The organism is Metabacillus sp. 84 (genome assembly GCF_050107715.1).
Taxonomy (GTDB): domain Bacteria; phylum Bacillota; class Bacilli; order Bacillales; family Bacillaceae; genus Metabacillus_B.
Map to the genome: position 1 here is coordinate 681,872 of NZ_JBNILN010000001.1, position 26,162 is coordinate 708,033.

Annotated in this window: 28 protein-coding genes and 1 other RNA gene; 9 read left to right on the top strand and 20 right to left on the bottom strand. The window is 47.1% G+C overall.

The window, feature by feature from the left end; translation table 11 throughout:
- Positions 1-81: 81 nt before the first annotated feature.
- On the top strand, positions 82-2,151 hold the full coding sequence (locus ACQCV8_RS03380; RefSeq protein WP_426843128.1) for a transglycosylase domain-containing protein: 2,070 nt from the start codon (positions 82-84) through the stop codon (positions 2,149-2,151).
- Between the two features lie 29 nt (positions 2,152-2,180).
- On the opposite strand, the gene ACQCV8_RS03385 is transcribed toward ACQCV8_RS03380, so the two are convergent.
- Positions 2,181-2,690: a YwhD family protein gene (locus ACQCV8_RS03385; protein WP_426843129.1), complete on the bottom strand. Its 510-nt coding sequence runs from the start codon at positions 2,688-2,690 to the stop codon at positions 2,181-2,183.
- Positions 2,691-2,703: 13 nt separating this feature from the next.
- On the bottom strand, positions 2,704-3,369 hold the full coding sequence (locus ACQCV8_RS03390; protein WP_426843130.1) for a site-2 protease family protein: 666 nt from the start codon (positions 3,367-3,369) through the stop codon (positions 2,704-2,706).
- A gap of 138 nt (positions 3,370-3,507) precedes the next feature.
- On the opposite strand from ACQCV8_RS03390, the gene ACQCV8_RS03395 reads away from it, so the two are divergent.
- On the top strand, positions 3,508-3,693 hold the full coding sequence (locus ACQCV8_RS03395) for a 2-hydroxymuconate tautomerase (protein ID WP_123912930.1): 186 nt from the start codon (positions 3,508-3,510) through the stop codon (positions 3,691-3,693).
- A gap of 59 nt (positions 3,694-3,752) precedes the next feature.
- A complete protein-coding gene (locus ACQCV8_RS03400; protein WP_426843131.1) occupies positions 3,753-4,541 on the top strand; it encodes an arylamine N-acetyltransferase family protein in 789 nt (262 codons plus the stop codon).
- Positions 4,542-4,805: 264 nt separating this feature from the next.
- Here the strand turns inward: ACQCV8_RS03400 and ACQCV8_RS03405 are convergent, their stop codons facing one another.
- The 3 genes from ACQCV8_RS03405 to ACQCV8_RS03415 all read right to left on the bottom strand — a co-directional run bounded on the left by ACQCV8_RS03405 (position 4,806) and on the right by ACQCV8_RS03415 (position 7,085).
- A complete protein-coding gene (locus ACQCV8_RS03405; RefSeq protein WP_426843132.1) occupies positions 4,806-5,312 on the bottom strand; it encodes a YwgA family protein in 507 nt (168 codons plus the stop codon).
- A gap of 32 nt (positions 5,313-5,344) precedes the next feature.
- Positions 5,345-6,652, bottom strand: coding sequence for an HD domain-containing protein (locus tag ACQCV8_RS03410; protein WP_426843134.1), 1,308 nt, complete (start codon positions 6,650-6,652; stop codon positions 5,345-5,347).
- A 208-nt stretch (positions 6,653-6,860) separates the two neighbouring features.
- A complete protein-coding gene (locus tag ACQCV8_RS03415; protein ID WP_426843135.1) occupies positions 6,861-7,085 on the bottom strand; it encodes a DUF1450 domain-containing protein in 225 nt (74 codons plus the stop codon).
- Between the two features lie 240 nt (positions 7,086-7,325).
- Here ACQCV8_RS03415 and ACQCV8_RS03420 point away from each other — a divergent pair, with 240 nt between their 5' ends.
- A complete protein-coding gene (locus tag ACQCV8_RS03420; RefSeq protein WP_426843366.1) occupies positions 7,326-8,090 on the top strand; it encodes an RsfA family transcriptional regulator in 765 nt (254 codons plus the stop codon).
- A 59-nt stretch (positions 8,091-8,149) separates the two neighbouring features.
- Here the strand turns inward: ACQCV8_RS03420 and ACQCV8_RS03425 are convergent, their stop codons facing one another.
- Both ACQCV8_RS03425 and pta read right to left on the bottom strand, forming a co-directional pair.
- Positions 8,150-8,992: a lipoate--protein ligase family protein gene (locus ACQCV8_RS03425; RefSeq protein ID WP_426843367.1), complete on the bottom strand. Its 843-nt coding sequence runs from the start codon at positions 8,990-8,992 to the stop codon at positions 8,150-8,152.
- A gap of 96 nt (positions 8,993-9,088) precedes the next feature.
- Complete coding sequence (gene pta / locus ACQCV8_RS03430) at positions 9,089-10,063, bottom strand: phosphate acetyltransferase (RefSeq protein WP_426843136.1); 975 nt, start codon at positions 10,061-10,063, stop codon at positions 9,089-9,091.
- A 285-nt stretch (positions 10,064-10,348) separates the two neighbouring features.
- Here pta and hemQ point away from each other — a divergent pair, with 285 nt between their 5' ends.
- The 3 genes from hemQ to gerQ all read left to right on the top strand — a co-directional run bounded on the left by hemQ (position 10,349) and on the right by gerQ (position 12,728).
- On the top strand, positions 10,349-11,098 hold the full coding sequence (gene hemQ / locus ACQCV8_RS03435) for a hydrogen peroxide-dependent heme synthase (RefSeq protein ID WP_426843368.1): 750 nt from the start codon (positions 10,349-10,351) through the stop codon (positions 11,096-11,098).
- A 622-nt stretch (positions 11,099-11,720) separates the two neighbouring features.
- Positions 11,721-12,152 (top strand): cell wall hydrolase, encoded by a 432-nt coding sequence (locus tag ACQCV8_RS03440; protein ID WP_426843137.1) that lies wholly within the window; start codon positions 11,721-11,723, stop codon positions 12,150-12,152.
- A gap of 27 nt (positions 12,153-12,179) precedes the next feature.
- Positions 12,180-12,728 (top strand): spore coat protein GerQ, encoded by a 549-nt coding sequence (gene gerQ / locus ACQCV8_RS03445; RefSeq protein ID WP_426843138.1) that lies wholly within the window; start codon positions 12,180-12,182, stop codon positions 12,726-12,728.
- A 524-nt stretch (positions 12,729-13,252) separates the two neighbouring features.
- Here the strand turns inward: gerQ and ACQCV8_RS03450 are convergent.
- From ACQCV8_RS03450 to ssrS, 4 genes are all read right to left on the bottom strand, one after another.
- A complete protein-coding gene (locus ACQCV8_RS03450) occupies positions 13,253-13,624 on the bottom strand; it encodes a DUF423 domain-containing protein (RefSeq protein WP_426843139.1) in 372 nt (123 codons plus the stop codon).
- A gap of 79 nt (positions 13,625-13,703) precedes the next feature.
- Positions 13,704-14,993, bottom strand: a complete 1,290-nt coding sequence (locus tag ACQCV8_RS03455; RefSeq protein ID WP_426843140.1) for a purine/pyrimidine permease — start codon at positions 14,991-14,993, stop codon at positions 13,704-13,706.
- 39 nt (positions 14,994-15,032) lie between these two features.
- Positions 15,033-15,338, bottom strand: coding sequence for a YwdI family protein (locus ACQCV8_RS03460; protein WP_426843141.1), 306 nt, complete (start codon positions 15,336-15,338; stop codon positions 15,033-15,035).
- 104 nt (positions 15,339-15,442) lie between these two features.
- Positions 15,443-15,640: non-coding RNA, 6S RNA (gene ssrS, locus ACQCV8_RS03465), on the bottom strand.
- A 151-nt stretch (positions 15,641-15,791) separates the two neighbouring features.
- Here ssrS and ACQCV8_RS03470 point away from each other — a divergent pair.
- Positions 15,792-16,139 carry a general stress protein gene (locus ACQCV8_RS03470; protein WP_426843142.1) on the top strand — a complete coding sequence of 116 codons (348 nt, stop codon included), beginning with the start codon at positions 15,792-15,794 and terminating at the stop codon, positions 16,137-16,139.
- 90 nt (positions 16,140-16,229) lie between these two features.
- Here the strand turns inward: ACQCV8_RS03470 and ACQCV8_RS03475 are convergent, their stop codons facing one another.
- The 4 genes from ACQCV8_RS03475 to ACQCV8_RS03490 all read right to left on the bottom strand — a co-directional run bounded on the left by ACQCV8_RS03475 (position 16,230) and on the right by ACQCV8_RS03490 (position 18,941).
- A complete protein-coding gene (locus tag ACQCV8_RS03475) occupies positions 16,230-16,676 on the bottom strand; it encodes a hypothetical protein (RefSeq protein ID WP_426843143.1) in 447 nt (148 codons plus the stop codon).
- A 43-nt stretch (positions 16,677-16,719) separates the two neighbouring features.
- A complete protein-coding gene (locus tag ACQCV8_RS03480) occupies positions 16,720-17,049 on the bottom strand; it encodes an S-Ena type endospore appendage (protein ID WP_426843144.1) in 330 nt (109 codons plus the stop codon).
- A gap of 381 nt (positions 17,050-17,430) precedes the next feature.
- Entirely contained in the window at positions 17,431-18,102 is a 672-nt protein-coding gene (locus ACQCV8_RS03485) for a uracil-DNA glycosylase (RefSeq protein WP_426843145.1), read from the bottom strand.
- A 17-nt stretch (positions 18,103-18,119) separates the two neighbouring features.
- Complete coding sequence (locus tag ACQCV8_RS03490; RefSeq protein WP_426843146.1) at positions 18,120-18,941, bottom strand: glycosyltransferase family 2 protein; 822 nt, start codon at positions 18,939-18,941, stop codon at positions 18,120-18,122.
- Between the two features lie 136 nt (positions 18,942-19,077).
- Here ACQCV8_RS03490 and ACQCV8_RS03495 point away from each other — a divergent pair, with 136 nt between their 5' ends.
- Positions 19,078-19,410: a general stress protein gene (locus tag ACQCV8_RS03495; RefSeq protein WP_426843147.1), complete on the top strand. Its 333-nt coding sequence runs from the start codon at positions 19,078-19,080 to the stop codon at positions 19,408-19,410.
- 320 nt (positions 19,411-19,730) lie between these two features.
- On the opposite strand, the gene ACQCV8_RS03500 is transcribed toward ACQCV8_RS03495, so the two are convergent.
- The 5 genes from ACQCV8_RS03500 to ACQCV8_RS03520 all read right to left on the bottom strand — a co-directional run bounded on the left by ACQCV8_RS03500 (position 19,731) and on the right by ACQCV8_RS03520 (position 26,028).
- Positions 19,731-20,000 carry a GlsB/YeaQ/YmgE family stress response membrane protein gene (locus tag ACQCV8_RS03500; protein WP_426843148.1) on the bottom strand — a complete coding sequence of 90 codons (270 nt, stop codon included), beginning with the start codon at positions 19,998-20,000 and terminating at the stop codon, positions 19,731-19,733.
- A 274-nt stretch (positions 20,001-20,274) separates the two neighbouring features.
- Positions 20,275-22,272, bottom strand: a complete 1,998-nt coding sequence (locus tag ACQCV8_RS03505) for a beta-galactosidase (RefSeq protein WP_426843149.1) — start codon at positions 22,270-22,272, stop codon at positions 20,275-20,277.
- A gap of 20 nt (positions 22,273-22,292) precedes the next feature.
- Entirely contained in the window at positions 22,293-23,828 is a 1,536-nt protein-coding gene (gene galT, locus ACQCV8_RS03510; RefSeq protein ID WP_426843150.1) for a UDP-glucose--hexose-1-phosphate uridylyltransferase, read from the bottom strand.
- Positions 23,829-23,859: 31 nt separating this feature from the next.
- The gene (gene galE / locus ACQCV8_RS03515) at positions 23,860-24,843 is read right to left on the bottom strand and encodes a UDP-glucose 4-epimerase GalE (RefSeq protein ID WP_426843152.1); all 984 of its coding nucleotides are present in this window, start codon (positions 24,841-24,843) and stop codon (positions 23,860-23,862) included.
- Positions 24,844-24,855: 12 nt separating this feature from the next.
- Positions 24,856-26,028 (bottom strand): galactokinase, encoded by a 1,173-nt coding sequence (locus ACQCV8_RS03520; protein WP_426843153.1) that lies wholly within the window; start codon positions 26,026-26,028, stop codon positions 24,856-24,858.
- Positions 26,029-26,162: the final 134 nt, after the last annotated feature.

Sequence of the window (26,162 nt, forward strand, 5' to 3'; positions counted from 1 at the left end):
GTCCACTGTATTCCTGTTTAGAAATGCGGTTCTTTTCCCATAATGGATAAGAAAAGAACGCCATGAAACGGGGTGCAGAAAATGAACGTGATCCATCCAGCCAGAATACGCCAGACCATTAAGCTGGTTCGCGCTTTGTTTTTTATCAGCCTGCTGGTCCTGACACTGCTGTCCATTGCGGCGGGTATCATTTTGCTCGCTGCCAAGCTGCAGGGTCCTCCGTCATTAAACGTACCACAGTCTACCATTCTTTATGCAAGCGATGAATCAAAAATGGGAGAAACGCATTACGGGGAAAAACGATATTGGACAAGTCTTGAGAAAATATCCCCTTATGCGGTTAAGGCTACTCTCGCTATTGAGGACCGGCATTATTTCGAGCACCATGGATTTGATTTTAAGCGGATTGCAGGGGCGGCCCTCGCCGATCTGAAAGCGATGGCAAAAATACAGGGAGCGAGTACGATCACCCAGCAATACGCACGGAATCTTTATTTAAGCCATGATAAAACCTGGACGAGAAAGCTGACAGAGGCCTTCTATACGGTACGTCTTGAGGTGAATTACAGCAAGGAGCAAATTCTTGAAGGTTATTTAAATACGATTTACTACGGCCATGGAGCATATGGCATTGAAGCGGCAGCCAAAACCTATTTCGGGAAAAGCGCGGGGGACTTGACACTCGCGGAAGCCAGCATGCTCGCCGGCATCCCGAAAGGACCAAGCCAGTATTCGCCGCTTTTGAATGCGGAAAAGGCAAAGGAGCGGCAGAAGCTGATTTTAAAAGCAATGGTTCATGCAAAGGCCATCAAGCCGGACCAGGCCGCTGCCGCTGAAAAAATCCCTCTTGCTTTTACAGGTCCTAAAGAGGAAGAGTCGGTTGAAACGGATGCCCCTTACTTCTATGATGAAGCGCTAAAAGAATCAGCGCGCCTTTTAGGAGTAGAGCAGGCGGCTCTTTCCACCCGGGGACTGAAAATCTACACTACGCTTGACCCCGTGCTTCAGAAAAAGGCAGAAAGGCAAGCAGAAAAGGTCATTGATCCTGATTCGGGCATCCAGACCGGTATGATGGCCATGGACCCCGACACTGGAGAGGTCAAAGCGCTTGTCGGCGGGAGAGACTATGAGAAAAGTCCGTTCAACCGGGTGACCCAGGCGCTAAGACAGCCCGGTTCCACCATTAAGCCGCTCCTTTATTATGCGGCCATTAAGGATGGCTTCACCCCTTCCACGATGATGGTCAGCAAACCGACTGTATTTGAATACGATTCCGGTAAATCCTCTTACAAGCCGAGCAACTACAACGATTACTATGCGAACGGTCCGATTACAATGGCCCAGGCGATTGCCTTATCGGATAACATCTATGCCGTGAAAACCCACCTGTTTATCGGTCCAGATAAGCTGGCACATACCGCCCGCTCTGCCGGCCTGACGAGCAAAATGCCGGAAATCCCTTCTCTTGCACTCGGTACAGCGCCGGCAAGGCTTGAAGAAATTGTTAATGCCTATGGGATTCTCGCAAACGGGGGCAAACAAATCCGGCCGGTTTATGTTTTGAAAATTGAAGATTCAGCTGGAAACATTGTCTATAAGAAGGAGAAAACAAAAGCAAAGCAGCTTTTCGATGAGCAGGCAGCCTTTGTAACGACTGAGCTGATGACGGGGATGTTTGATCCGAAACTGAATTCATATGCATCCGTTACCGGCGGGAAGATCGCCAAACAGCTGACGCGCTCCTATGCAGGCAAATCCGGCTCAACCGAAACGGACAGCTGGATGGTCGGCTACAGCCCTGAGCTCGTGACCGGGGTCTGGACGGGCTACGACCGGGATAAAACGATCGATCAAGTAGAGGAAAAAGGGTACGCGAAAGCGATATGGGCCGGATTCATGGAAGATGCTCTAAAGGGGAAGCCTTTAAAGGAGTTCAAGCCGCCCGAGGGGGTAACCGGCGCTTACATTAATCCTGAAAACGGAAAGCTCGCTGGGCCGGGGTGTCCGGTTAAACGATTTGTCTACTTCATTTCAGGAACAGAGCCCACAGATCTGTGCATCGGTCCCGCAGATCCCGAGCCGAATGACCATGAGAAAAAAACAGATAAGAAAAAGGAAAGCTTTTGGAAGAAGCTGAAATTTTGGGAATAGAAAAGCCGGGTGGAGTCCACCCGGCTTTGTCAGGCCTTCAAATCGTCTTTCAGCTTGCCCTCTGAGCGCTGCCACATGCCGGCATCATGGGAAATCAGAAATTGGGCAAGAATCTCTTTTGACTTTTCATCCATATGTTCCACCATGATTTGCCGTTTCATGGATTTATCCATTTTATTCACGTGCTCGGGGAGAGACTTGTATCCTCTGCGAATGTCACGGTTGACCGTCATCTCACAGGCTGTTACACCTGCGTAGTATGGCCCCTCTTCTTTGCGGTCAATGGTCACCCATACAAGCCAGAACGGCTTAGCATCCGGAACGTCTTCTTTATTCGGCAAAAATTTAATGCCTTTTTCCACAACGCTCCGCGCATGCATGGCTCCGATATCGACGAAGGCCTCCCCCTCTTCTACATCTACAAAGACCGGGGAGATGTTATCCAGACTGAGTGCCCCGACTCCATATCCGCCATGGCCATCCGTCGGATCATTTTTGATAATATTAAAGCCGATATTCTTTTTCTTTTTTTCTTCCATTACGAAAAACCTCCTAAAACAGCGGGTTCAAAATCCCGTAAAATAAATTCATAACCAGATCCGATCCCACATTGAGGAACGGCCAGACCGTGTATTGGTCAAGCGGGGTCACAAAAAGAATAATGAAAACAATAAAGCCATATGGCTCAAGCTTCGCCATCCTGGGCCTCACCGTTCTCGGGGCTAGATCCTCTATAATCCGGTAGCCATCAAGCGGCGGCAGCGGCAGCAGGTTAAAAAGCATGAGCGTCACATTCAGCCCGACAAAAATATCAAAGAAGCTTCTGAGCGCTTCGGCCACATTGGGAGAAAAGCTGTCCACCGCTCCCGATACAAGCAGCACGGACCATACCGCTGTCCCAATGAAAGCGAGCACCATATTGCTCAGCGGGCCGGCAACAGAAACAAGAACCCCGGCAAGCCTGGGATTTTTAAAATAAAACCGGTTAACCGGAACGGGCCTCGCCCATCCAAAGCCGGCGATTAAAATCAGGATGGTCCCGAACGGATCTAAATGAGCAAGAGGAGACAGTGTTAGTCTGCCCTCATTTTTGGCTGTCGGATCCCCGAATTTGTATGCGACATACGCATGAGCGAACTCATGAACAGTAAAAGCAACAAGCAATGTAATGATAACATAAGGCAATACTTCCAGAGGAAAGGCTAAAAAATTGTCCACGAACACGTCTCCTTTAATGCGCATATTCCCTGCATCGATTTTCTCATTAAAGTATACTATATTTGGAGATGAATAACAGTTTCAAGTTTTCACGGCTGGCTTAGTCTGTGAATGACTGGAACGGAAGGAGCGATTTGCATGCCGTATATAACGGTTAAAATGCTTGAAGGCCGTACTGAGGAGCAGAAGAAAGCCCTCGTAGAAAAAGTGACCGCAGCCGTATCGGAAACAACCGGTGCATCTGAGGATAAAATCGTCGTGTTTATTGAAGAAATGACCAAAAACCATTACGGCGTAGCCGGAAAACGACTAAGCGATATGTAAAGAAAGCGGCTGGCTGCAGGAGCTCAGCCGCTCTTTCATTTATATGAGGAGGAGAGAAAATGAGTCTGCATTCTGCACTTTTGAGCCGGATCGGAATCAAAACGCGAGAGCCCATCCACTTTAAGGACCTCGGCGATATTCTTCGTGCCTTTTCCCGCACGGTTCCTTTTGAAAACTTCCGTATCCTGAACAAAACGTCCGGCAGGCTGGACCAGGCATCCCTAGTCTCTAAACTGGTAAGCGGGCAGGAAGGCGGTGTCTGCTACGAGCTCAATTCACTGCTGTATTATTTTTTTATCGAAAGCGGGATGAATGCCGCCATCGTTCCGGGCACTGTCTATCATCATGGTAATGGAGCCTGGAGTTTAAGCGGAACCCATGCCGCCGTTATCGCGGAAGCCGATGAGGGAGCCTATCTGCTTGATGGAGGATTCGGGATCAATGTTGCACAAACTCCCATTCCGATGAGCGGTGAAACGGTCCAAACAGATACCGGCCAATTCCGTGTTGCCAATAAACCAACTGCGGAAGGGACCCATCTGCTGGAAATGAAGCTGGCGCATGAAGAAGCTGGTGTATGGAAAACCGGGTATGCATTCAATGCGGAAAAGTCATTGAGGCTTTCAGACCTCCACAGCATGCAGCAGAAAATCCAGGAGCATCCCGGATCGCCATTCAACAAAGATCCGCTGGCAGCGAAAAGAACGGCCACCGGCTTTATTACGTTAACAAAGGATTCCTTCACTGTAACCTCGGGGACTAAGTCTGAAAAACAAGCAATATCTGAAACAGAATTTGTTGAAATTGCAGAACGGGAATTTGGATTGAAAACGGGGCCTTTTTTATAAAAGGTGCACCATGGCAAAACGACTGCTGCGGCGGATCGGGGGAGTTTTTCGAGATTGCTGAGCTTTTTTGCCCGCCTGGCCGCCCAATTCCGGACCGTTTTACGTAAATCGGCTAAAATTGCGATTTGGCGACGGAAATAGAAACGATCATTTCGTTATATCGACGGAATGAGAGATATCGGCAATCATAGTGGGATATCGATTTTTCGTGAGAATTCGACATTAGCTGGACATACAAAAGAGCTGCATCCGGCAGCTCTTTTATTAATGCTTCGATTTTTCTCTAAGCGCCTCTACGTATGTGTAGGCTTCTTCTACTTCTTCGTCTGTGTACTTCTGTTTGCTTTTAAGGGTGAACACTTTTTCCTTCACTTCTTCGCGCTCCAGGCTGTCGAAATAAAGGAGGGTGGAAACGAGTTCAAGGAAACGGGCGGATTGTCCGTTCAGATCGGTCATGCATGCGTCGAGCGGCGGCATGTCGAGTTCATAGTTTGACAGGAATTCTTCGCCTGATCCAGTCAGGCTGTAGCGGTATTGATAGTAGCCGCCCTTTTTTTCCCGTACTTCTTCGATGAAGCCCAGGTTGCAAAGCTCTTCGATTCTCAGGGTCAATTCCTCTGAATAGGGTCCGTAAAAGTGAAAGTTGTATTTTTCGTAGAATGGGTAGTCAATTTTTTTCGCGATGTAAATCATTTTCTGAAGTTTTTTCCGTCCAATAACTTCTCCGGCCGACGAAAACACCTTCAAGACTTTTGCATGTTCTTTAAGCAATTCCCCGTCATCTCCTAACTCCTTATTTCTCTCTATCTATTCAGATTGAGCAGTTCGATAATTTTTTTCTTTGCCGTTCGTTTCGTGGATAGATCTTCTATTAAATCCCGTGGAAAGTACAGCTTGTGGTCCGTTCTTCTTTTTCCGGAAATGGCGTCGACGATTTCGGACTGCCTGGACAGCTCTCTGATGTCTCCGTTCGGCATGAGCAGATGGATAGGGAGTCTTTCTTCTTCTTCCCCCGGACGGTAAAAGTCGTATGGAAGGTCGGAGGAGGAATCGAGAACAAGATAGTATTCAGGGTCAATTCCAGCCTTTTTAAAGAGGGCCTTCAGCTCCATCAGCTTCATCATTTGCTCATTGGACGGGTTGAATTCTGTGTATTTGAAGAGGTTCCGGTTCAGGAACCTGCGGCAAAGGTCGGATAAAATTTCATCGGTTTCTTCCTGCCATGCCTGAAAATAAAAGAGAATGACCGATTCATCCAGCTTCAGATAATCCTTCAAAGTGACTTCTTCCTCAAACAGGGAGTAAAAATGAACCGGCTCCTGCTTAAAGGTATAGTATTCCTTATGAAGCTGTTTGGCTCTGTGCAGGATTTTAGTCAAAATCACTTCGGCACTGCGTGTAACAGGATGGAAATAAACCTGCCAATACATTTGATATCGGCTCATAATGTAATCTTCTACAGCATGCATTCCGCTATATTTGATGACAACCTGATCTTCCCTCGGCCTCATAACCCGGAGGATGCGCTCCATGTCGAAATGGCCGTAGCTGACTCCCGTGTAGTAGGCATCGCGCTGCAGATAATCCATGCGGTCCGCATCAATCTGGCTCGAGATCAGCGATACGACCTGCTTATTGGAATACGTTTTGGCGATCACCTCGGCGACTTTTTTCGGAAAGTCCCGCCCTTCTGTTTTAAGCACGCGGTTGACTTCTGTATCCTCTAAAATAATTCTCCGCGTGAAATCTTCATGATCCATGTGGAAAACCTTCTCAAACGAGTGAGAGAACGGACCGTGACCCAAGTCATGAAGCAAGGCTGCACACAGGCTGACCAGCCGTTCCTCCTCGTTCCATTCCGGCCTTCCTTTAAATCCGTCATCAACAATCCGCCTGACAATCTCATATACTCCCAGTGAATGATTCAATCTGCTGTGTTCGGCTCCATGGAAGGTCAGATAGGTGGTACCAAGCTGGCGGACTCTGCGAAGACGCTGGAACTCAGGGGTGCCGATCAGATCCCAGATTAGCTTGTCCCGTACGTGAATATAGCGGTGAACCGGGTCTTTAAATACCTTTTCTTCTGATAACTTACCGTTGCGATTTGCCATTCTTTTCCCTCTTCCGTTTTACTTGTATCCATTATAGCTTTTTTTCGGTGCCGATTACATGCAGCATCTTGAAAAGTTTTGCACCGGTTCATGGTTCCCGGTGAAGGAGGGCTTTCGATTGGTCTCTTCCTTATTTGCCCTATTCTAAGAAGGAATAACCGGAAAAGGATAAGAAAAAAATCACCAGTGCGTCGGGACGCCTGGCGATTTATTTTTTTAGTTTTTTTTCGATTTTATCCAGCAGCTCGTCTTCGCTCAAGGCTGATACGGGACGGTTATTTACGAACGCGAACGATTTTTTCCGGCCGGGTCCGCAGTAGGATTGGCAGCCAATCTCAATGGATGCATCCGGATCTGCTTTTTTTAAGCGCGGAACAAGCGTTTTAATGTTCGTCGCCTGGCAGTCGTCGCAAATACGAAATTCATTTGTCATGAATCCCCATTTCCTTTCTTTATTAAGAGTTTCTATAGAAAGGGTGTTACCCCTAATGTCTTTTCGCACACTATCCGCTATTTTACCTTGATTCTTTGTGACATGCAAGTTCAGAAAGAATTCAATCATCTTCCGAAACTTTCAAAATTTTTCTATTATCCTTTTAGAAAAAAAGGTATAAAAGAAGGAAAATCAGGCCATTCTGATATCAGGAAAACATTACAGCAAATGGGAGTTGAGATTATGAAACAGAGACAGGATGCCTGGTCTGAAGAAAACGATCTGCTGCTTGCCGAGACCGTTCTGCGTCATGTGCGCGAGGGAAGCACGCAGCTGAATGCATTTGAAGAAGTGGGAGATCATTTAAACCGTACATCCGCAGCCTGCGGGTTCCGCTGGAACGCAGTTGTCCGCCACCAGTATGAAAAGGCACTGCAGCTGGCGAAAAAACAGCGGAAACAAAAAATGAGGTCAATGGGAAAAGGCCAGCCTGCCAAGAAAAAGCTGCTCTATTCACCTGAAACAGCCTCTGTTCCGGCTGAGCCAGTCTATGAAGAGGAGTTCGCCGAGGAGCAAACCTATGAACCTGCTATTAAAGCCTACTCTGTACCTTCGCAGAACGAAATGCTGGATTACGAGGAATTGAACGGGGTTCCCTATACAGCCTTAAAACAGCAGCCGGCCGCCCCTGCCGAAAGCCTGAACATGGATCAGGTCATTGCCTTTCTGGAAACCTTTGAAAGCCGCGCGACCCACAATACAGCTCTTAAGCAGGAAAATATCCGGCTGAAAAGAGAGCTTGATGAATTGTCGCGCCGCAATGAAGAGCTGGAAGAAAAGGTTGCAAAAATGGAAGAAGACAGTGATACGATTCAAGAAGACTACGAGACATTAATGAAGATTATGAACCGTGCCAGAAAGCTGACACTGTTTGATGAAGAGGACCGCAATTCGCCGAAGTTCAAAATGGACCGCAACGGAAATCTTGAAAAAGTAGCCGAGTAACGGATTCCCCCCTCCCCTAATATAGATCAAGACGCTCTTAGTATAGAGCGTCTCTTTTTTTAATCGATCCCTATTTTTTTATTCCGCTCTGCCATGCGCGCGAGATTTTTTTCAAATACAAGCTGCTCATCCATGGAAAGAGAGGATGAAAAGATCCTCCCGCTCAAGTTTTTAAGGGCGGTCAGCAGCTTCAGCATCATATCCTGGATGGTCACGTCCTTTCCGGTCAGCTCGCTGATCGAAGCCATCACTTCAGGGACAATCACGGGATACGCGAATTTTGTGACCGACCCCTTTAAGCTTCTCTCATAGAAGTTCCGGATCAGCTCAGCGCGGTCTGAGCCGCTTCCTGTGACACACAAATAAATCTGGACCGCTACTCCGTTCCGGAGCCGCCTCTGCGAGATGCCGGCAAACTTTTTCCCGCCGATGCTAAGGTCATAGCTGCCCGGGCAGTAGGAGCCTTCAATTTCTCTTGCTTCTATTTTCGCGGCCTGTTCCGGCAGCATTACCTTCACCAGCTCCCACATCGCATCATAGCCTCTGTTAATATCAATTCCTTTATCTGACTCTGGGAAAATAAGCGAAATGTTCAGCACCCCTTCATCAAGGACAACGGCGAGGCCGCCGGAATTCCGAACGACGGCCCGGTACCCTTGGGACGCTAAATACTCTATGCCTTCCTGTATAAAAGGGAGTCTCGAATCCTGGATCCCAAGTACGACTGTGTCATGGTGCACCCATGTCCTAGCTGTAGCGGGAGACGTGCGGGAGCCCGCTGATGCACAAAGCGTATCATCGAAGGCAAAAGACTGCCTGGCATCAAATTGGGGTCCAAGGCTTGATTGATCCAGTATTCTCCACTGAGGCTGCTCTAATAGGCTTAATGGCTTTTCTGTCATGATGGTTTCCCTTTCTTTCCGATCCATTATCAACCTTTCCATTATACCATGAACGCCTGCAGGCAAAAAAAAGAATCTCCCGCGGGAGATTCTTTTTCAGGAAACGGTTTGCCCTGCTGTGATGAGAGCCAGCTTGTACACGTCCTCTGCACTGCACCCTCGTGAAAGATCGTTAACCGGCATGTTCAGACCTTGCAGAATCGGTCCGACAGCATCGAAGTTTCCTAAGCGCTGTGCGATTTTGTAGCCAATGTTGCCGGCTTCAAGGCTTGGGAATACGAAGACATTGGCATCCCCTTTAATAACAGAGTCCGGTGCTTTTTTCTCGGCAACGGATGGGACAAAGGCTGCGTCAAACTGGAACTCTCCGTCAAGAACAAGATCGGGAGCAATCTCTTTTGCAATGTTCACTGCCTCCGACACCTTTTCTGTTTCCGGGGATTTAGCGGAGCCTTTAGTCGAAAAGCTCAGCATCGCCACACGGGGATCGATATCAAACATGCGGGCTGTATTAGCGCTTTCTGCCGCAATTTCTGCCAGATCCTGTGCATCAGGGGCTATATTAATGGCACAGTCAGCAAATACATATCTTTCCTCGCCACGCACCATGATGAAGACTCCGGATGTCTTTTTCACACCCGGCTTGGTTTTAATGATTTGAAGGGCCGGACGCACCGTGTCTGCTGTAGAGTGAGCCGCACCGCTTACGAGACCGTGAGCTTTTCCCGTATAAACAAGCATTGTACCGAAATAATTTTCATCCTTCAGGATTTCGCGCGCCTGATCATCAGTCGCTTTCCCTTTGCGGCGTTCTACGAATGCCTGCACGAGTTCTTCAAACTCCCCGTACTCGTTCGGATCGCTGATTTCAACACCCTCAAGCGTCACGTTCAGCTGGGCTGCTTTTTCTTCAACCTCACGCTTGTTTCCGATTACGATTGGAGTAAGAATTTTCTCTCCGGCAAGACGGGATGCAGCAATTAGAATCCGCTCATCTGTCCCCTCAGGTAATACAATTTTTATATTCTGACCGGTTACTTTTTCTTTTAACGTTGTAAACAAATCTGACAAATGGATGCCCTCCTTATATAGTGCCTCTAATGCTTCCTTATTCAGGATACTTGACTCAGCGGGAAATTCAAGTCATCCCCTTCGTTGACAGCGCTGCCACAACGGAATTCTTTTTATTCAAATATTACAGACTACTTTCCCGTACCCTTTTCCATCCTTTATTATCCTTGTTTCCTTCAAGTTTTATTCACAAAATGAACTATGATATAGTTACATAACAGGGCTGTTTTCACTAATGGCCGATCAGGATGACTAGAGTGAATGGGAGTGAAGGAATTGAACGAAATGCCGAAAAATGAAGCCGCACAAACCCTTGACGGCTGGTATAGCCTTCATGATTTCAGAACGCTTGACTGGGCAGCGTGGAAAATCCTGTCAAACGATGAGCGCGAAATAATTACCCGCGAATTTACCGGGTTGCTTGAAAAATGGGGAGCCGTAGAAAAAGCCGGAAAAGGCAGCCACGCCCTCTACAGCATCGTCGGTCAAAAAGCGGATTTCATGATGATGATCTTAAGACCGACCATGGAAGAATTAAACGAAATCGAAACCGAATTCAACAAATCCCGCCTCGCCGAATTCACATTGCCGGCATTCTCTTATGTTTCGGTCGTGGAATTGAGCAATTATCTCGCCGGTGAAGGCGATCCATACGAAAACCCACAGGTCCGGGCAAGACTGTTTCCAGAGCTGCCTAAAGCGAAGCACGTCTGCTTCTATCCAATGGACAAGCGCAGACAGGGAAACGACAACTGGTACATGCTTCCGATGGATGAGCGCAAAAGCCTGATGAGAAGCCACGGCATGATTGGCCGGCAATATGCAGGCAAAGTAAAGCAGATCATTTCAGGATCCGTCGGCTTTGACGATTACGAGTGGGGCGTTACACTTTTCTCAGACGACGTTCTGCAGTTTAAAAAACTTGTCTATGAAATGCGCTTTGACGAAGTGAGCGCCCGCTACGGCGAGTTTGGAACCTTTTTTGTAGGGAACATCCTTCCTGAAGATAAGGTTGCTTCTTATTTTCATATTTAATAAAAAAAGGAGCGAACCCTGAATGCGGGAAGCTCCTTTTTCCTTTTATCAACCGGATGGTTTATTTGCTATATCTGGTTTCTAAAAGCCAATAAACAAATGAATTTAAAAAAATGAAGACCAGAAATTGTAAAACAGTATTTAAATCCAAACCGGTATTATTAAATATATATATACAAACCGCAATAAAGATTATGATGCCTATTCCCAAGTGGGAAAATAAGGCGATTACATTCCTTGACTTATTGATTTTTTTTGCAAGAAAACCAGCTAAAAATGAGGTTGGCACGAAAACAACTATTATTAAGGGAGCTGTGAAAAGGAACGCGAAATAAAAGGAGTAAACAATAATGGTGTTCAAACTATCCTCCAACTCATTGTATGTTAAGTTCAATATAATCATAACTAAAGAAAACACCGCGTAAACACCTAAACCACCAATAAATTTCCCCATTTTTCCCTCATATTCTAATTGAGCCTATTGGTTCCAATTCCAATATAAAAACAGTTGGTTTTTTAAAAAAACAATGTTTTCCCTTTTGAAAAGAATATTTGCTCACTTTATTTCATACTATTTGTGATGAAATAGCATTTATTTTTATCTCTTTTTAGGGGTGGAGGTATGGCAGTTGTCCCATACAACGATAAGGAACTGAAAATGCTGGCCAGGTTAATGAGAGCCGAAGGTGAGGGAGACGGCCAAACCGGAATGCTCTTAGTTGGAAATGTCGGCATTAACAGGGTGCGGGCTTCCTGTCTGGATTTCAAGGATATCAAATCCATTGAACGAATGATCTTCCAAAGCCCAGGCGGATTTGAGGCAACTCAAAAAGGCTACTTTTATCAGCGTGCAAGACAAAGTGAGATTGATCTGGCAAGAAAAGTCATTGCAGGCAAACGATACCGGCCAGGAGAGTACTCTCTTTGGTTCTTCAGACCCGGCGGGAGCTGCCCGGCGACCTGGTACGACCAGGCTAATTCCGGACGCTATAAATCCCACTGCTTCTACACCCCTACCCAGCAGGCCTGCGCATCGGTGTATTCGACCCGCTAATCACAACGATCGAAGAGGAGGATTCTCATGTTCTTTAAAAATCAGGGAAATTCTGGACAGCAGCAGGAAGCATATCCTTATCCTGCTTATGGGTATGACGCTTCATATGACCAGCGGGCCTATCAGCCGTTTGCAATGCAAGGACAGCAGGGCCAAGGCCAAATGCAGCCTGGCCAGGGACAGCAAGGAATGGGCGGCATGCAGGGACAGCAAGGCCAGGGTGGGATGCAAGGTCAGCAGCAGGGGCTTCAAGTTCCGCCTATGCCATCCCAGCCTTCTGCTTCACAAAGCGTGCCAGGCATGCTTCCCCTTGAAGAATCTTACATTGAAAACATCCTTAGACTCAACCGCGGCAAGACAGCCACCGTCTATATGACCTTTGAAAACAATAAAGAATGGAACGCCATGATTTTTAAAGGGACGATTGAAGCAGCCGGCCGCGATCACATCATTTTAAGCGACCCTCAGACCGGACGCCGCTTCCTGCTGCTGATGGTGTACCTGGACTACATTACATTTGATGAAGAAATCAACTACGAGTATCCGTTTGGAATGGCTAGTTATTCGCCTAGATAGAGAGATTTAAAGAGAGAGCCGGCTTAACTTATATGGCCGGGCTCTCTTTTTTATCGCGGGGCCTTATAGAAGCCGGCATGAAAGTGGCGGCTGTGATGCTGACACATGAACCGGAAGCTCCTTCCAGCCCGGCGGTGTGCCTGGCAGGGGACGGGGGTTTAGTGCTTTATCACAGCAGGGGTCAGAGGTGGAAACTCCTTTCCCCTTCTCCCCCAACGCTTCTGTTACTTAGGGGACGGAGCAAATCCAGTAGACATAATGGGGGACGGAGGCACATCCTCCGACCCCCATTTTTCTGCTTTTTCAGGGACAGAGAGGACACCATGTAACCCCTTGTGCTTCTAGGAATTAACAAGAGTGGGGACGGAGGTTTAGCGCTTTAGCCGGGCGGGGGACGGAGGCAAAGGAGTAAGAAAAGGAACCAATCATCCAAAAGGCAAGCAGGTCAGACAGCTTTTCCCATCAATACAAGTCTGGAACCTCTAAATAAAAAAAGCCGTGCTAAGGCACAGCTTCTTCAGCGATTACATAAATTTCACCGCAGCGATTACAATCAGCACCCATGAAGCAAGGAAGCAAAGTCCTCCCAGCGGGGTGATGGCTCCTAATACGCTGATTTGAGTGACGGCAAGGATATAGAGGCTGCCGGAGAATAAGATAATGCCTGCGAACATGATCCATCCAGCCCATGTGACCAGACCGGCCTGAGAAACTTTGTCTGCAAGGAAGGCAGCGGCGAATAGTCCGCCCGCATGGAACATTTGATAGGTGACGGCTTTTTCCCAGATAGCTATGTATTTTTCGGGAATCTTCCCTTCAAGTCCGTGTGCCCCGAATGCACCTAGGCCAACGGCTAGAAAGGCGTTTATAGCGGCAAGGATAATAAACAGCTTCAAATCCATCATCTCCAGTTTTAGAATTCTCTCTTTTTATCATATACTACGGCATTAGCAGTTCCAACTGAACGTTTTGTGACTACTCTCTTTTCCCGAATTTACGGGTCAGCTGATCGACTGCGATGGCGATAATGGTCCCGAGAATCAATCCATTGTTAAATATGGAAATAAGGACCGGCGGGAAGCCCTCAAAGGCATCAGGCGGCACGTACATGGCCCCGGTTCCTGCCAAAAGCGCAATGCCCATCGTATAGAGCATTCTTTGTTTATCCTCTGTTTCATTTACCTGCTTCAGGGCCATTCCAATCATACCTGCGAAGACGACGAATTGAACCGCGAAGCCAACCGGGGCCGGAAGAGCGGCAAACAGGTTAAGGATGAATGGAACCATGCTCATCAGAATAATCAGCAGGTTAGCCAGGATGAACGGAAGCCTTGTCCCGTTCCCGGTGGTTGTGATAAACCCGGCTGCACCCGAGATGGGAACGGGTCCTACCGCTCCTGTGATCCCACTGACCCCATGGCTGATCCCTGCGAAAATGCCGGCGCGCTTTCCACGGCCTTTTTCTTCTTTTATCCCAGTGTCCAGCGCCTTTACTGCCTGCTCAGCTACTTTAATGCTCGCCAGCATGTTGGCGATGAGCAGCAGGGTGATGAAAAACGAAGTGACAATCATTCCGGCATTAAACACAGGTTGTCCAAAAGGAAAAAGGACAGGGAAGGAAAACATAGCGGACGGTTTTTCTACCGGCTTTGCCAAACCAAGCAGAGCAAAAAATCCCCAGCCTGCCAAAAGGCCGATCAGGATCGAGTATTGCTTAAAAAACTGGCGTTTCATCCGGCTCAGGAAAAAGGTAAAAAGAAGAATAACAGCAGCGGCCCCAAATACCGCAGGGTCTACCACAGAGCCTCTGTAGCCAATCCCCATAATGCCTTTTACGATCGGACCGCTCAGCTGGAAAACAAGCAAAAGAAGATAGGTTCCGGTTATAAGAGGGGTGAACAGCCTTGCAAGCTTTTCAACAAGTCCGAACAGGGCGAACAGAAGAAAGAAGCCTCCGCTCATGATGAGCGCTCCCTGAAGATTTTGCAGGGTCTCGATATAACTGGCAAAAAGCGTTGTGCTTAAGCCGGCATAGATTGAGTAAACGCCCCACCAGAGACCGGCGGGTCCTTCATTAATCGGCAATTTGTGCCCAAACAATACTTGCAGGAGGCCCGCCAGCCCAAGCACGAAAAAGGTGCTTTGAATCAGTACAGCGGTTTGTCCTCCATCCAGCTGAAAAAGCTGCCCGATTGCAATCGGGACAACAATTGTCGATGCAATAATAAAGACTGCCCATTGAAGGGCGGATAATAGCAATTTCATACAGATCCCCCATTAGTAAAAAGCCGGAGTACCGGCTTGTCAGAAATCAAACAAGGATGAACCGTTTGCTCCCTCATCCTCAAGCCGTTCCCCGCTGTGAATCGTTTTAGGAGCAGAGGGTTTAGACAATCCCATCATTTTATGAAGCTCATATTCGCTGATGCTATCTGCATTTGATGTTTTTGGTTTTACAGGGGCTTGTGCAGGCTCCTCATCAAGCACAACATCACACAGGCTTTTTACCACAAGGAGTTTTTCCCTGATGGATTGGCTGGATCCGGCGGCTTTTGCAGCCTGCACCTCAGCCTCCATTTTATTCAGCAGCTGGTGTATGGAAATATCCATTTTGCTTCCTCCTTTACCTGGAAATCCATCTGTTTATTTTACCACGAATCGGATGGCATAGGAAAAGCCAGCTTCCAAATAGGAAGCTGGCTTCGATTAAATAGTAAGCAGCCGCGTTTGCCGTAACTCATTATAAGAAAGTTTTAAACCACCACTTCTCCAAGTGGGTGTTCGCAGAACCGTTAAATGATGTCCTCCTTGTCTGAACAGACGAAGGCTTATCATTTTCGCTTCGATGTTAAACTCCCTATTACAGCTTAAAGGTTAAAACTTTATTATCATTACGAACAATGCAGCCAGTGTTCATATAGTACAACATTCGGCTGGATTGTACAAGCGGTTTGCATTATTAAGGCGTTTTGAGTCTTTAGCACCAAAAGAACATTCCCATGTTTCAATCTTCACCATTCGTGCTATTTAAATAGTGGATAACAAATTAGGAGGCGAAGACAGATGAAACCGATCGTAAAAGAATACACAAATGACGAAACGCTGAAGAATGATGTAATGGAGCTTAAAGGCCAAGGTGTAGATCCTAAGGATTTATACATTCTATCTCATGACGATGACCGTACAAACCGCGTTGCAAACAATGCAGATGCAAACACTATCGGACTTTCTGAAATGGGTCTTGGCAGTGCTGTAGGCAACATGTTCAGCAAAAAGGGCGATGAGCTTCGCGCGAAACTTCAAGAGGTTGGATTTTCTGAAGCAGAAGCTGATGCCTACGAAGAAAAACTGGATCAAGGGAAAATTCTTCTGATTGTAACGGATCATGAGCGTGCTAAATCCCTTGTGTAAGTAATCAATCATAATACTTGCAGAATAAAATAGTATAAAACACCTTCGGAAAGCCGGAGGTGTTTTTGCGTGTGCTAAACTTAATAGAATTTAGAAAACGATGGCATTTAGAGCTCTTGTTCGTGCCGTGATACTAGAGAGTCCTACACTTGTAACGACCTGGACTGTTATTGTATAAGTTACGGATGAACTGATCGTGTCATTCCAGGTAAGGTTCGGAATTTCAGAATCCGTTGTTGAAACAAGCAAAGAAAAGCGTTTGCTGATTTGTAAACTCGCTATAGGAGAAGCCGAATCATTCCTTCTTAAACGGACGATGAGGTTATAGTCCGGATTGAGAAGGGCTGCTATTAACAGCTCAACCGACAAATCCAGTTTAACCTGATGCGCGCCAGCACTCGGAGGACTGACTCCCAATGTTAAAACGGTTTGTTCTGCTGTGCCGGCAACAGGAAGATTTGAGTCTGCAGAGGCAGCAAAGAACAAGATTGGCGAAAAATTCCCATTCATATTTGGTGGATAACAGCATCCGCCCACACATTAACACCTCATTTAAATAGATTGGCAGTCAGACTGCTGCCTATGCTAAAACACGCTTATAAAGCGTGATACAGTATGTCCCATTGCCTCCAGCTTCTGTTGTAGTAATAGTAAAGTCAATGGGATTATTAACAGATTGAGAAATGGTATTGCCAGGTTCAGCACTTAGAGCAATCGCAGGGGCAGCTGTACCTGCTGCCGTAACAGCTCCCTGACTTGAAGCTGAGTTAAAAATTTGAAAAGTCCCCGATATATATCCTCCAGGGGCACCCCAAACTTGTTCATCAATTAATACCCCGTTAAAATTCCCGCATATTTCTTCTTTTATAAGCTGGGCTGAAGGACAGCAACCCGCTTTTGAACCACACATTGAAGCATTCTCCTTTCAAATTTTAAATAATAGATTATTCAATATATGTGATGATTCAAACCTTCATGTTGCAACCTGCATCCGTCTAGCTTCATACTATTTTTTGATAGATACAATCGCATTCCTCAGTAAATCAAGCTTTAATGGACATCTTTAACCGTATAATCTGACAGGGATTGTGCCAGCTTTTCTTACTTGAACTTCACAGATTTATCTAAGTTACTGTTATTCTGCGAAAGAAAAACCCGATTAACGTCTATGCAGCCATTTTTTGCGTCAGCTATCATTTACGTATAAAAAAGCCCAGAGTTTCTCTATCACTCTGAGCTTTATCTTTATAATTTTTAAGGACGGCTGTCCACCGTTGGATTTTAAGGCTGTTTACTCAATGCACCAATCAATTTCCCTCAGCCCTTTTCCCTTTAAAAACTCGTTGGTTCTGGAAAAAGGCTTGCTGCCAAAGAAGCCCCGTCTGGCTGAAAACGGACTTGGATGGGGGGATTCAATTACGGTATGCCTGGAAAGGTCGATCAGCTCTTTTTTTGCCTGGGCATGCTTGCCCCACAAGATGAACACGACCGGCTCGTTCTTATTATTCAGGCTTTTGATGACTTCGTCCGTAAACTGCTCCCAGCCTAATCCTTTATGGGAATTCGCTTCCCCCTTCCGGACAGACAGCACGGTATTCAGCAACAGGACCCCTTCCTCCGCCCACTTTACCAGAGAACCGTGGGAAGGCTCCGGGCATCCAAGATCTTCGCACAGCTCTTTATAAATATTTTTCAGAGATGGCGGCTTCGGGACTCCTTCTTTCACAGAGAAGCTAAGCCCGTGGGCCTGCCCAGGACCGTGATAGGGATCCTGGCCAAGGATTACGGCTTTCACCTCACGAAAAGGGGTCAGGTGGAGAGCGTTAAAAAGCTCATATGGATCCGGATAAACCGTCCCGTTTTCATATTCGTTTTTCAGCTTCTCCCTGAGCTCCAAATAATAGTTTTCTGAAAACTGGCCTTCAAGCTCCTGCCACCAGTCATTTTGTATCAGCTGCTTCATATACATCCCCTGCCCTGCTATTTTGCCAGTGAGTTTTCCTGAGCGAGCCTTGAGACAATCGGCATGCCGTCCCAGATGATCTCGCTTGAAGACTCAAGGTTTTTGATTTCCGGTTCCTCAAGAAGCGAATGAAAATTTTGGACCTCCAGCTCACCAAGGCTGTGTTTATCAGCGAGAATGTTTAAAAATCCCTGTCTTACCGAGGAGAGCTGGGCCGACTGATTATCCCCGCTGTTATCAAAGGAATAGACGACACCCGCTACAGGCACCCGCTTTACGATATGCTTCTTCATCACCCTTAAAATGAAATCCCAATCCCAGTAGTTGTGCACATCCAAATCAAAGTAGCCGATTTGGTCATGCAGCTCTCTTTTGTAAAGACTTCCGGATGGAACATAAGTGGAGAATCTTTTCATATTGTGAGCATCGTATTGATACGCAAACAGCTTTCTTTCCTGCGGAAAACGGATGAACCGCTGCCACTTAAAACGGACAATCTCAGCATCCGAGTAGGCGAGGTCCGCCTTGCTCAGTGCGCGCGCCATTCTCTCAAGATGAGACGGCATCAGCAGATCATCGTCATCACACAGCATGATCGCGTCGCCTGTCGCCTGCCTTACACCCAAATTTCTCGCTTGAACATGCCCGCCATTTTCCGTAAGATGCTGAATCTGAATAGGAAGCTCGGGATACATTTCCTTCAGCCGGTCCACCCGTTCACCCGCGTCATTTACGATAATAATTTGATGAGGCTTTAAGGTTTGGCGCATAAGACATTCCATTAGCTCAGCAAGCGCCCATAAACGGTTATATGTTGTGACCACGACAGAAATTTTCATTCTCCGACCCCTCCCTTGCGCATTCTTTGTTTTTATTAAATCATATCTTGCGTCTTATATCATCTTTCAATCGTTCCGTTTTCCCGCTTATTAAAAAGGGTAATGTGTGTTATCTGGTGGTATAGGAGGAAGCGGCATGAAATTATTTGTAGCAGAAAATGGCGTTCAGGCTTTAGATAAAGTAAGAAAACTCGAGGAACAGGGAATCAGCAGGGATTCTATCTATTTATTTGCTCAGGATGAAGAGCGCTCCAAGCATTTAACGGAAAATACAGACACGGGCAAAATGAATACACTGGATCAGGGCCTTTTCAATATGATGGCGAATGCTTTCCGCTCAAGAACTGATGAATTAACTTCCAAATTGGAGGCTCTTGGCGTCAGTCAGAATGAAGCCCTTCAATATGAAAATGAGCTGGCCAGCGGCCGGATTATTATTTTGGCACAGGAAAAAGAACAGCATTCATGAAAATTCGCGGGTGCCGCAGCTCTAAAGGTAATAGGGGGCAGAGACTGCACATGTCTGGGTCTGCGAAAGCTGGAGGACGAAGCCTTTGATAGGCAGATATTGAGGGGGGCTGGCACGGTGCCAGCCCCCTCCCTGATTTTTTTAGCTTAAGCGGACTTCGGCAAACTCGTTTAAAGAGAAGGGCCTGGAGCGTTTTAGGGGCAGACCACAAAAAAAATGCCCGGAGCATGGCTCGAGCATTTTTAAAGGAGGATGGGGGAACCAGCATTCTTTCGGTTCGTCCCCCATCCAACTGCTTTTTTTTGAGGCTTTACTGTTTTTTAATGGTTATGCGCTTTGCGTGATCCGCCTGTCTTTTTCATGATCAGCTGGACAACAAATACCACAATGGCTGCACCGATAATCGCTGGAATAATCGCAAAGCCCTGGATGTCAGGCCCCCATGTTCCGAATAGACCGTGTCCAAGCCATGCTCCTGCAAAACCTGCAATAATGGATCCGATAATTCCTCCCGGCATTGACCCTTTTACTAAAAGGTCACCAACCCATCCGATAACAAACGCTACTAAAACAGAAATAATAATGTTCATTAAATTGTCACTCCTTTAGGTTGTATTACTCTTTACATTCCTTCTAAATACTTCTTTAAAACCTTTTTTACTATAATAAGGTCTTTCGGCTTACCGATTTCCATTTTCAAACAGATAATGCCGACCGGGTCTTTGCTAACGCAGGATAGAACGTTTCATTTGGAAAAAGTCCGTGCCGCCCCTAGAGCAGGAGGGGGATCAAGCCAAAAGTACAGCAAAAAAAGTGCTCAGAGGCTCTGAGCACTTTTTTTCTGTTTACAGACTGGTGTGACGATCAGAATTCGATTTTAAAGAGCTTGGCGCCAAGCGGTTCAAGCCTGGTGGTTCTTGACATTTGCTCATCTGTTGCACAATCCACCCATTGCCCTTCAGGCAGGGTAATCTCAGCGCCTGCTTCCGCAGAATGGTTCATGACACTCAGGAACGAACCGCGGCGGACCACTTCCACACCTTCAGCTGTCTCGATGGTTTCGGTCCCGGCATGTCTGAAAATATCTTTATACAGAGCTGTCAGCATGCTGTCCTCGAGAGCTGTTCCGATATAATAAACCGTTCCTTTTCCGAAGTGGTTTCTGGTTACGGCAGCGGTTCCCTCGTAGAAGCAGTCTTCATACACAGCAAGAACTTCAGCTGAAACAGGGTCGATGAGATCACACCAGACAGTGGCCGATGATTCCATTCCTTCCAGCAGGCCTGCCGAACCTTTTACTTTGTTCCCCTGACCGGTTTGAAGCGACTCATACTCGTTTATGCGAATGCCGGTCATGTCGCTGAGTTCTCCCGGAAGGGTTTTGCCTGTCACAAAGTTGTTCGGTTTTTTTACACCTGAACGGTAGCTGAACACTACAGTTCCCCCGTTTTCGGCATACTGCTTCAGTTTTTCCGTAAATACGGGGTCTTCAAGGAAATAGATTGGCACAAATACTGCTTTATAGCCTTCAAGGCTGCTGCGGCTGTTTACGGCATCTGTTGCGACATTCAGGTTGTGTGCCGGTGTATAGTGTCTGAGCAGCTCCCTACGATGGGAGAAGGCGCTGCTTTGAGGCTGGATGTTCCATGCCCAGGCGTTTTCCGGATCATAATAAACGGCAGCCTGCGCCTCGATGCTGGAGGCAATCCAGTCATCTCCGTGCTTTTTAAGGGAATCGATGACTTCTTTCACTTCATAGTATTTTCGTTTCGGCAGCCCGTCGTGATCCAAAATGCCGTGGCAGAACTCTTCTGTTCCAAATTGCGCAGCACGCCACCTGAAATAGACGATGGCTTCAGCGCCCCTTGAAATGGCCTGATAGGTCCAGAGCTTAATGTGTCCGGGTCTTGGAAGGTAGCCAATCTTGCTCCAGCCTTGAGCACCGGACAGCTCTTCCATCACCCAGTACCCTTTGCCGTTTTTCGTGCCGCGGCAGAGATCATGCTGATGGGCGATGGCTGCCGGGGAAATGGGTTCAGCGAGCCCGCCCCATACCGGATAGTTATCGTACGCGACATAATCCAGATCCTCCGCCATATCCCACTGGTTAATGGCCTGGTCGGTGTAGACAAAGTTATGGGTGATGAACTGACCGCTTCGTATATGAGCCCGGAGGCATTCGGTCTGAAGCCTGTTGTAGCGTGTGTACGCATCTGCACAAAAGCGGTCAAAATCGAGCAGAAGACTGGGGTTATGCTCCTGATATACTTTACGGGGCACTGGAATTTGCGACCAGTCAGTGTACGTCTGGCTCCAAAAGACCGTTCCCCATTCCCTGTTCAGCTCCCCGAGCGTCCCGTACTTTTCTTTAAGCCATGCTTGAAAAGCCTGCCGATCGGCTTCTCCGTAGCTCCGGTCCGATTTTTCATGACCGTATTCATTGTCTGTCTGCCAGCCGATCACATCAGGGTGCGGACCAAAATGCTTCGCCATTTCTGTGACAATTTTTAATGTGAATTCATGAAAAACCGGGCTGTTCACTGTATAGTGTCTTCTTGCACCAAAGGAAATTTGAACCCCATTTTCATCTACGGGTAAAATTTCCGGATGCTTATGGATGAGCCACGCTGGCGGAGTTGCTGTTGGTGTCCCAAGAACAATTTTAATGCCGTGATCAGTCAAAAGCTTGATGGCCCGGTCATATAAAGAAAAGTCATAGCGTCCTTCTTCCGGCTCCATCAGCTGCCAGCCGAATTCAGCAAGCCTGACAACGTTGACCCCAAGCTCTTTCATGAGCCTCACATCTTCGGGCCATCGGGATTCAGGCCATTGTTCAGGATAGTAGTCTACTCCGATATACATACAATCACACTCCAGTCTGCTTATTGTGAGGCGGGGACACCGCCGGTTTTTGTAATGAAGGCCGCAAATGATTCCAAGCCTTTCTCGTTCCTTTTAAACACTCCGGCATGCTCAAGAATTTCCGCAAAAACTTTTCCGAGTTCTTCCTGCAGCACACGGTAGCTGTTTTCCTCTGTCAGTTCTGTCTGTTCTTTTATGCGGAGAGCCCAGTCGAGATGCTGATTAAGCTCAGGCAGCTGCTTGATGGATTCCTCTGCTCCATCAGCCGGTAAAAGCTTGCTGAGCTGAAGCATTTCTTCCGTCAGCCTGCCCGGCAGCACAGCCAGTCCCATTACTTCAATCAGTCCGATGTTTTCTTTCTTAATATGGTGGACTTCCTGATGCGGATGGAAAATACCCATTGGATGCTTTTCACTCGTCCGATTATTCCGGAGGACTAAATCCAATTCAAACAGTCCTCCTCTTCTTCTTGCAATTGGAGTAACCGTATTGTGAGGTTCGCCGTTCGTTTCTGCAAGCACGCCTGCTTCCGGGTCAGAATAGCGCTTCCATTCATTTAATAGGTGCTCTGCTGCCTGAGCAAGCTCTGCTTTGTCCGTTCCCTGGAGCCTGATGACCGACATCGGCCACTTTACCATTCCTGCTTTAATTCCAGGATACCGAGGATACACAAATGTTTTTTCTATTTCCGCCTTTGCCATAGGAAATTCATGACGGCCTCCCTGAAAATGATCATGGCTGAGGATCGATCCCCCTACGATTGGCAGATCAGCGTTGGACCCCAGGAAATAGTGAGGGTATTCGTCTGTAAAATCCATAAGCCTGACAAATGTCTCTTTTGAGATTTTCATTGGTTTATGCTCCCCGGCGAGAACGATGCAGTGCTCTTTATAGTAGACATAAGGAGAATATTGCAAAAACCATTCTTCCCCATTAAGTTCTGCCGGGATAATCCGGTGATTTTGTCTCGCAGGATGGTTCAGCCTGCCGGCATATCCGGCGTTTTCCTTGCACAGAAGACAAGCCGGATAGGTGCTCTCTTCCAGCTGTTTAGCCGCCGCAATGGCTTTCGGGTCTTTTTCAGGCTTAGATAAATTGATGGTAATCTCCATGTTTCCATAAGGAGTTTCAGAGTACCAGTGCTGATTCCTGGCGATTCTGTCTGTCCGGATGTAGTGGATGTCCTGCGCAAACTGATAATATTGATCCGTTGCCGCTTCCATCCCCTCACGTACGGCGGTCTCTCTGAATCTCCGAATCACCTCGGACTGGGAGGGAGTCAGGCAGCCCATCAGTTTCGTATCCAAGAGATCGCGGTACGTAACTGAATCCGCTTCAAGTCTTCCGTTTTCAAAGGCCCAGTCAAGTATTTTCTCTAAAATCGGAACAGGGGAATCCGGAACGGATCCAAGGTACGGCTCCGAATTTTCCCCGTCAAGCTGCAGAACCTCCAACAGCTTGTTTCGAACAAGATCCTGATCCCATTTGGATACGAGCTTTTTTTCGATGCCGTACTGAAGAAGCTCCTCAATAAACGAATAGATAGGCTTTAGCATGGCTTTCCCTCCCTATATGATTGTGAATGGCTTAATAGCCATTCGGATGCTTTTGAAACCAGTTCCAGGCGCTCTCAATCATCACTCGCAATTCCGCATATTTCGGCTTCCAGCCAAGCTCAGCCATTGCTTTTTGCGAGGATGCAACCAGCCTTGCCGGATCGCCCGCCCGTCTTGGAGCCACTTCTGCAGGGATTGGATGGCCTGTTACTTCCCGAGCTGCTTCAATGACTTCCTTCACAGAAAATCCGTTCCCGTTCCCGAGATTGTAGGTTCCGCTCTCCGCCTGGTCACGAAGACGGTCCAAAGCAAGCAAATGGGCATCTGCAAGGTCCGTAACATGAATATAGTCTCTGATGCATGTGCCGTCAGGAGTTGCGTAATCATCCCCGAAGATCATGATTTTTTCCCGCTGCCCAAGGGCTGTTTGAAGGATAATTGGAATCAGATGCGTTTCAGGCTGATGATCCTCACCCAGTTTTCCGTCCATGTGCGCGCCCGCTACATTGAAATAACGAAGCACCATGTACTTAATGCCGTATGCCTTGTCAGACCATTTCAGCATTTTTTCAATGGCCAGCTTTGTTTCTCCATAAGGATTTGTCGGCTCCGTCGGTTCGGTTTCCCCAATCGGAATATTTTTCGCTTCGCCGTAGGCGGCAGCGGTAGAGGAAAATACGATTTTTTTTACATTAAAGTCTTTCATGACCTTTAAAAGGGACAGAGCCCCATAGACATTGTTATCGTAATACTTCAAAGGATCCTCAACACTTTCGCCCACAAGGGAATCTGCCGCAAAATGCATGACAGCCTCAATGTCATTTTCTTCGAAAAGATGCCGCAGAAACGCTTCATCCCGAAGGTCGCCCGTGTAAAGCTTTGCTCCTTCAAGGACCGCCTTGTCATGACCCTTTTGCAGGCTGTCTGCTACAATGACGTCTTCCCCGCGGTCCAATAATTCTGATACAGCGTGGCTTCCAATGTAGCCCGCTCCTCCACATACTAAAATCGACATATGATTTCCTCCTTAAAATTGGGTGATTTCTCTTGCACCTTCGCCAACCTCTACAACATAAAACTCAGGCGTGAGTCCGGTTTCTTTTTCATAGGCCTTGCCGGCTTCTGAAATAAATGCCTGAACAAAGTCCTTTTCGACAATGCTGACTGTACAGCCTCCAAAGCCTGCACCGGTCATCCTTGACCCGATGACTCCAGGCTGCTTCCATGCAATTTCAGCCATCGCATCCAATTCTTTTCCTGTGACTTCATAGTCATCTCTCAAGGACCGATGGGATTCATTCATCAGCTGTCCGAAGCCGTTCATATTTCCTTCCGTAAGGTTTTTGACTGCTTTTAGCGTCCGGAGGTTTTCCATGACGGCGTGTCTTGCCCTTTTCCGGTCGGTTTCGTCTTGAATAAGATGCTGGTTCTCTCTAAATGCTTCTTCGGTCAAATCTCCCAGCGATTCAATATCCAGCTTTTCCTGAAGCTGCTTCAGCGCTCGCTCGCACTCTGCCCGACGCTCATTGTATTTGGAATCCGCCAGTGTTCTGCGCTTTCCGGTGTTGGCAATGATCAGCACCGAATGACTGAGCTTAAGCGGGCTGTATTGATACTCCAGTGTCTGGCAGTTCAATAATACCGCAGAATCCCTTTTTCCCATTCCGATGGCGAACTGATCCATGATTCCACAGCTGACTCCAATAAATTCATTTTCAGCGTGCTGGCTCATTTTGACAAGTTCAATCCGGTCAATCGCTGCTCCCGTAAGCTCATTCATCATAACAGCTGCCGCAAGCTCGATTGAAGCCGACGAAGAGAGGCCGGCGCCATTCGGGATATTTCCGAAAAAGAGAAGATCAAGTCCCCGCACCAGCTCAATGCCTCTGCTGCTGAATTCCTTCATGACTCCTTTCGGATAATTCGCCCAGTCGTGTTCATTTTCATATTGAAGATCTTTTACAGGAAATTCGATGATTCCTTTTTCATCAAAATTGACGGAATACATTCGAAGGAGCCCATCGGTTCTCTCCCTTACAAGACAATACGTTCCCACGTCGAGTGCGCAGGGGAATACATGTCCACCGTTATAATCGGTATGCTCCCCGATCAAATTGACTCTCCCGGGGGCAAAAAACATTCTTGGGTCTTCCCCCAATTCAAACACTTCATTAAATTGATTAATTAACTGTCTAAGCATAGCTCTCCCACCTGACATTATATAAGAAATTTGTGAACAGAATATTAAATTGAAAACGGATTCATACTCTATTTTTATTGTAGAGGTGTGCACTGGCAATGACAATGGTAAAATAGTTAAAAGCTATCGGTATT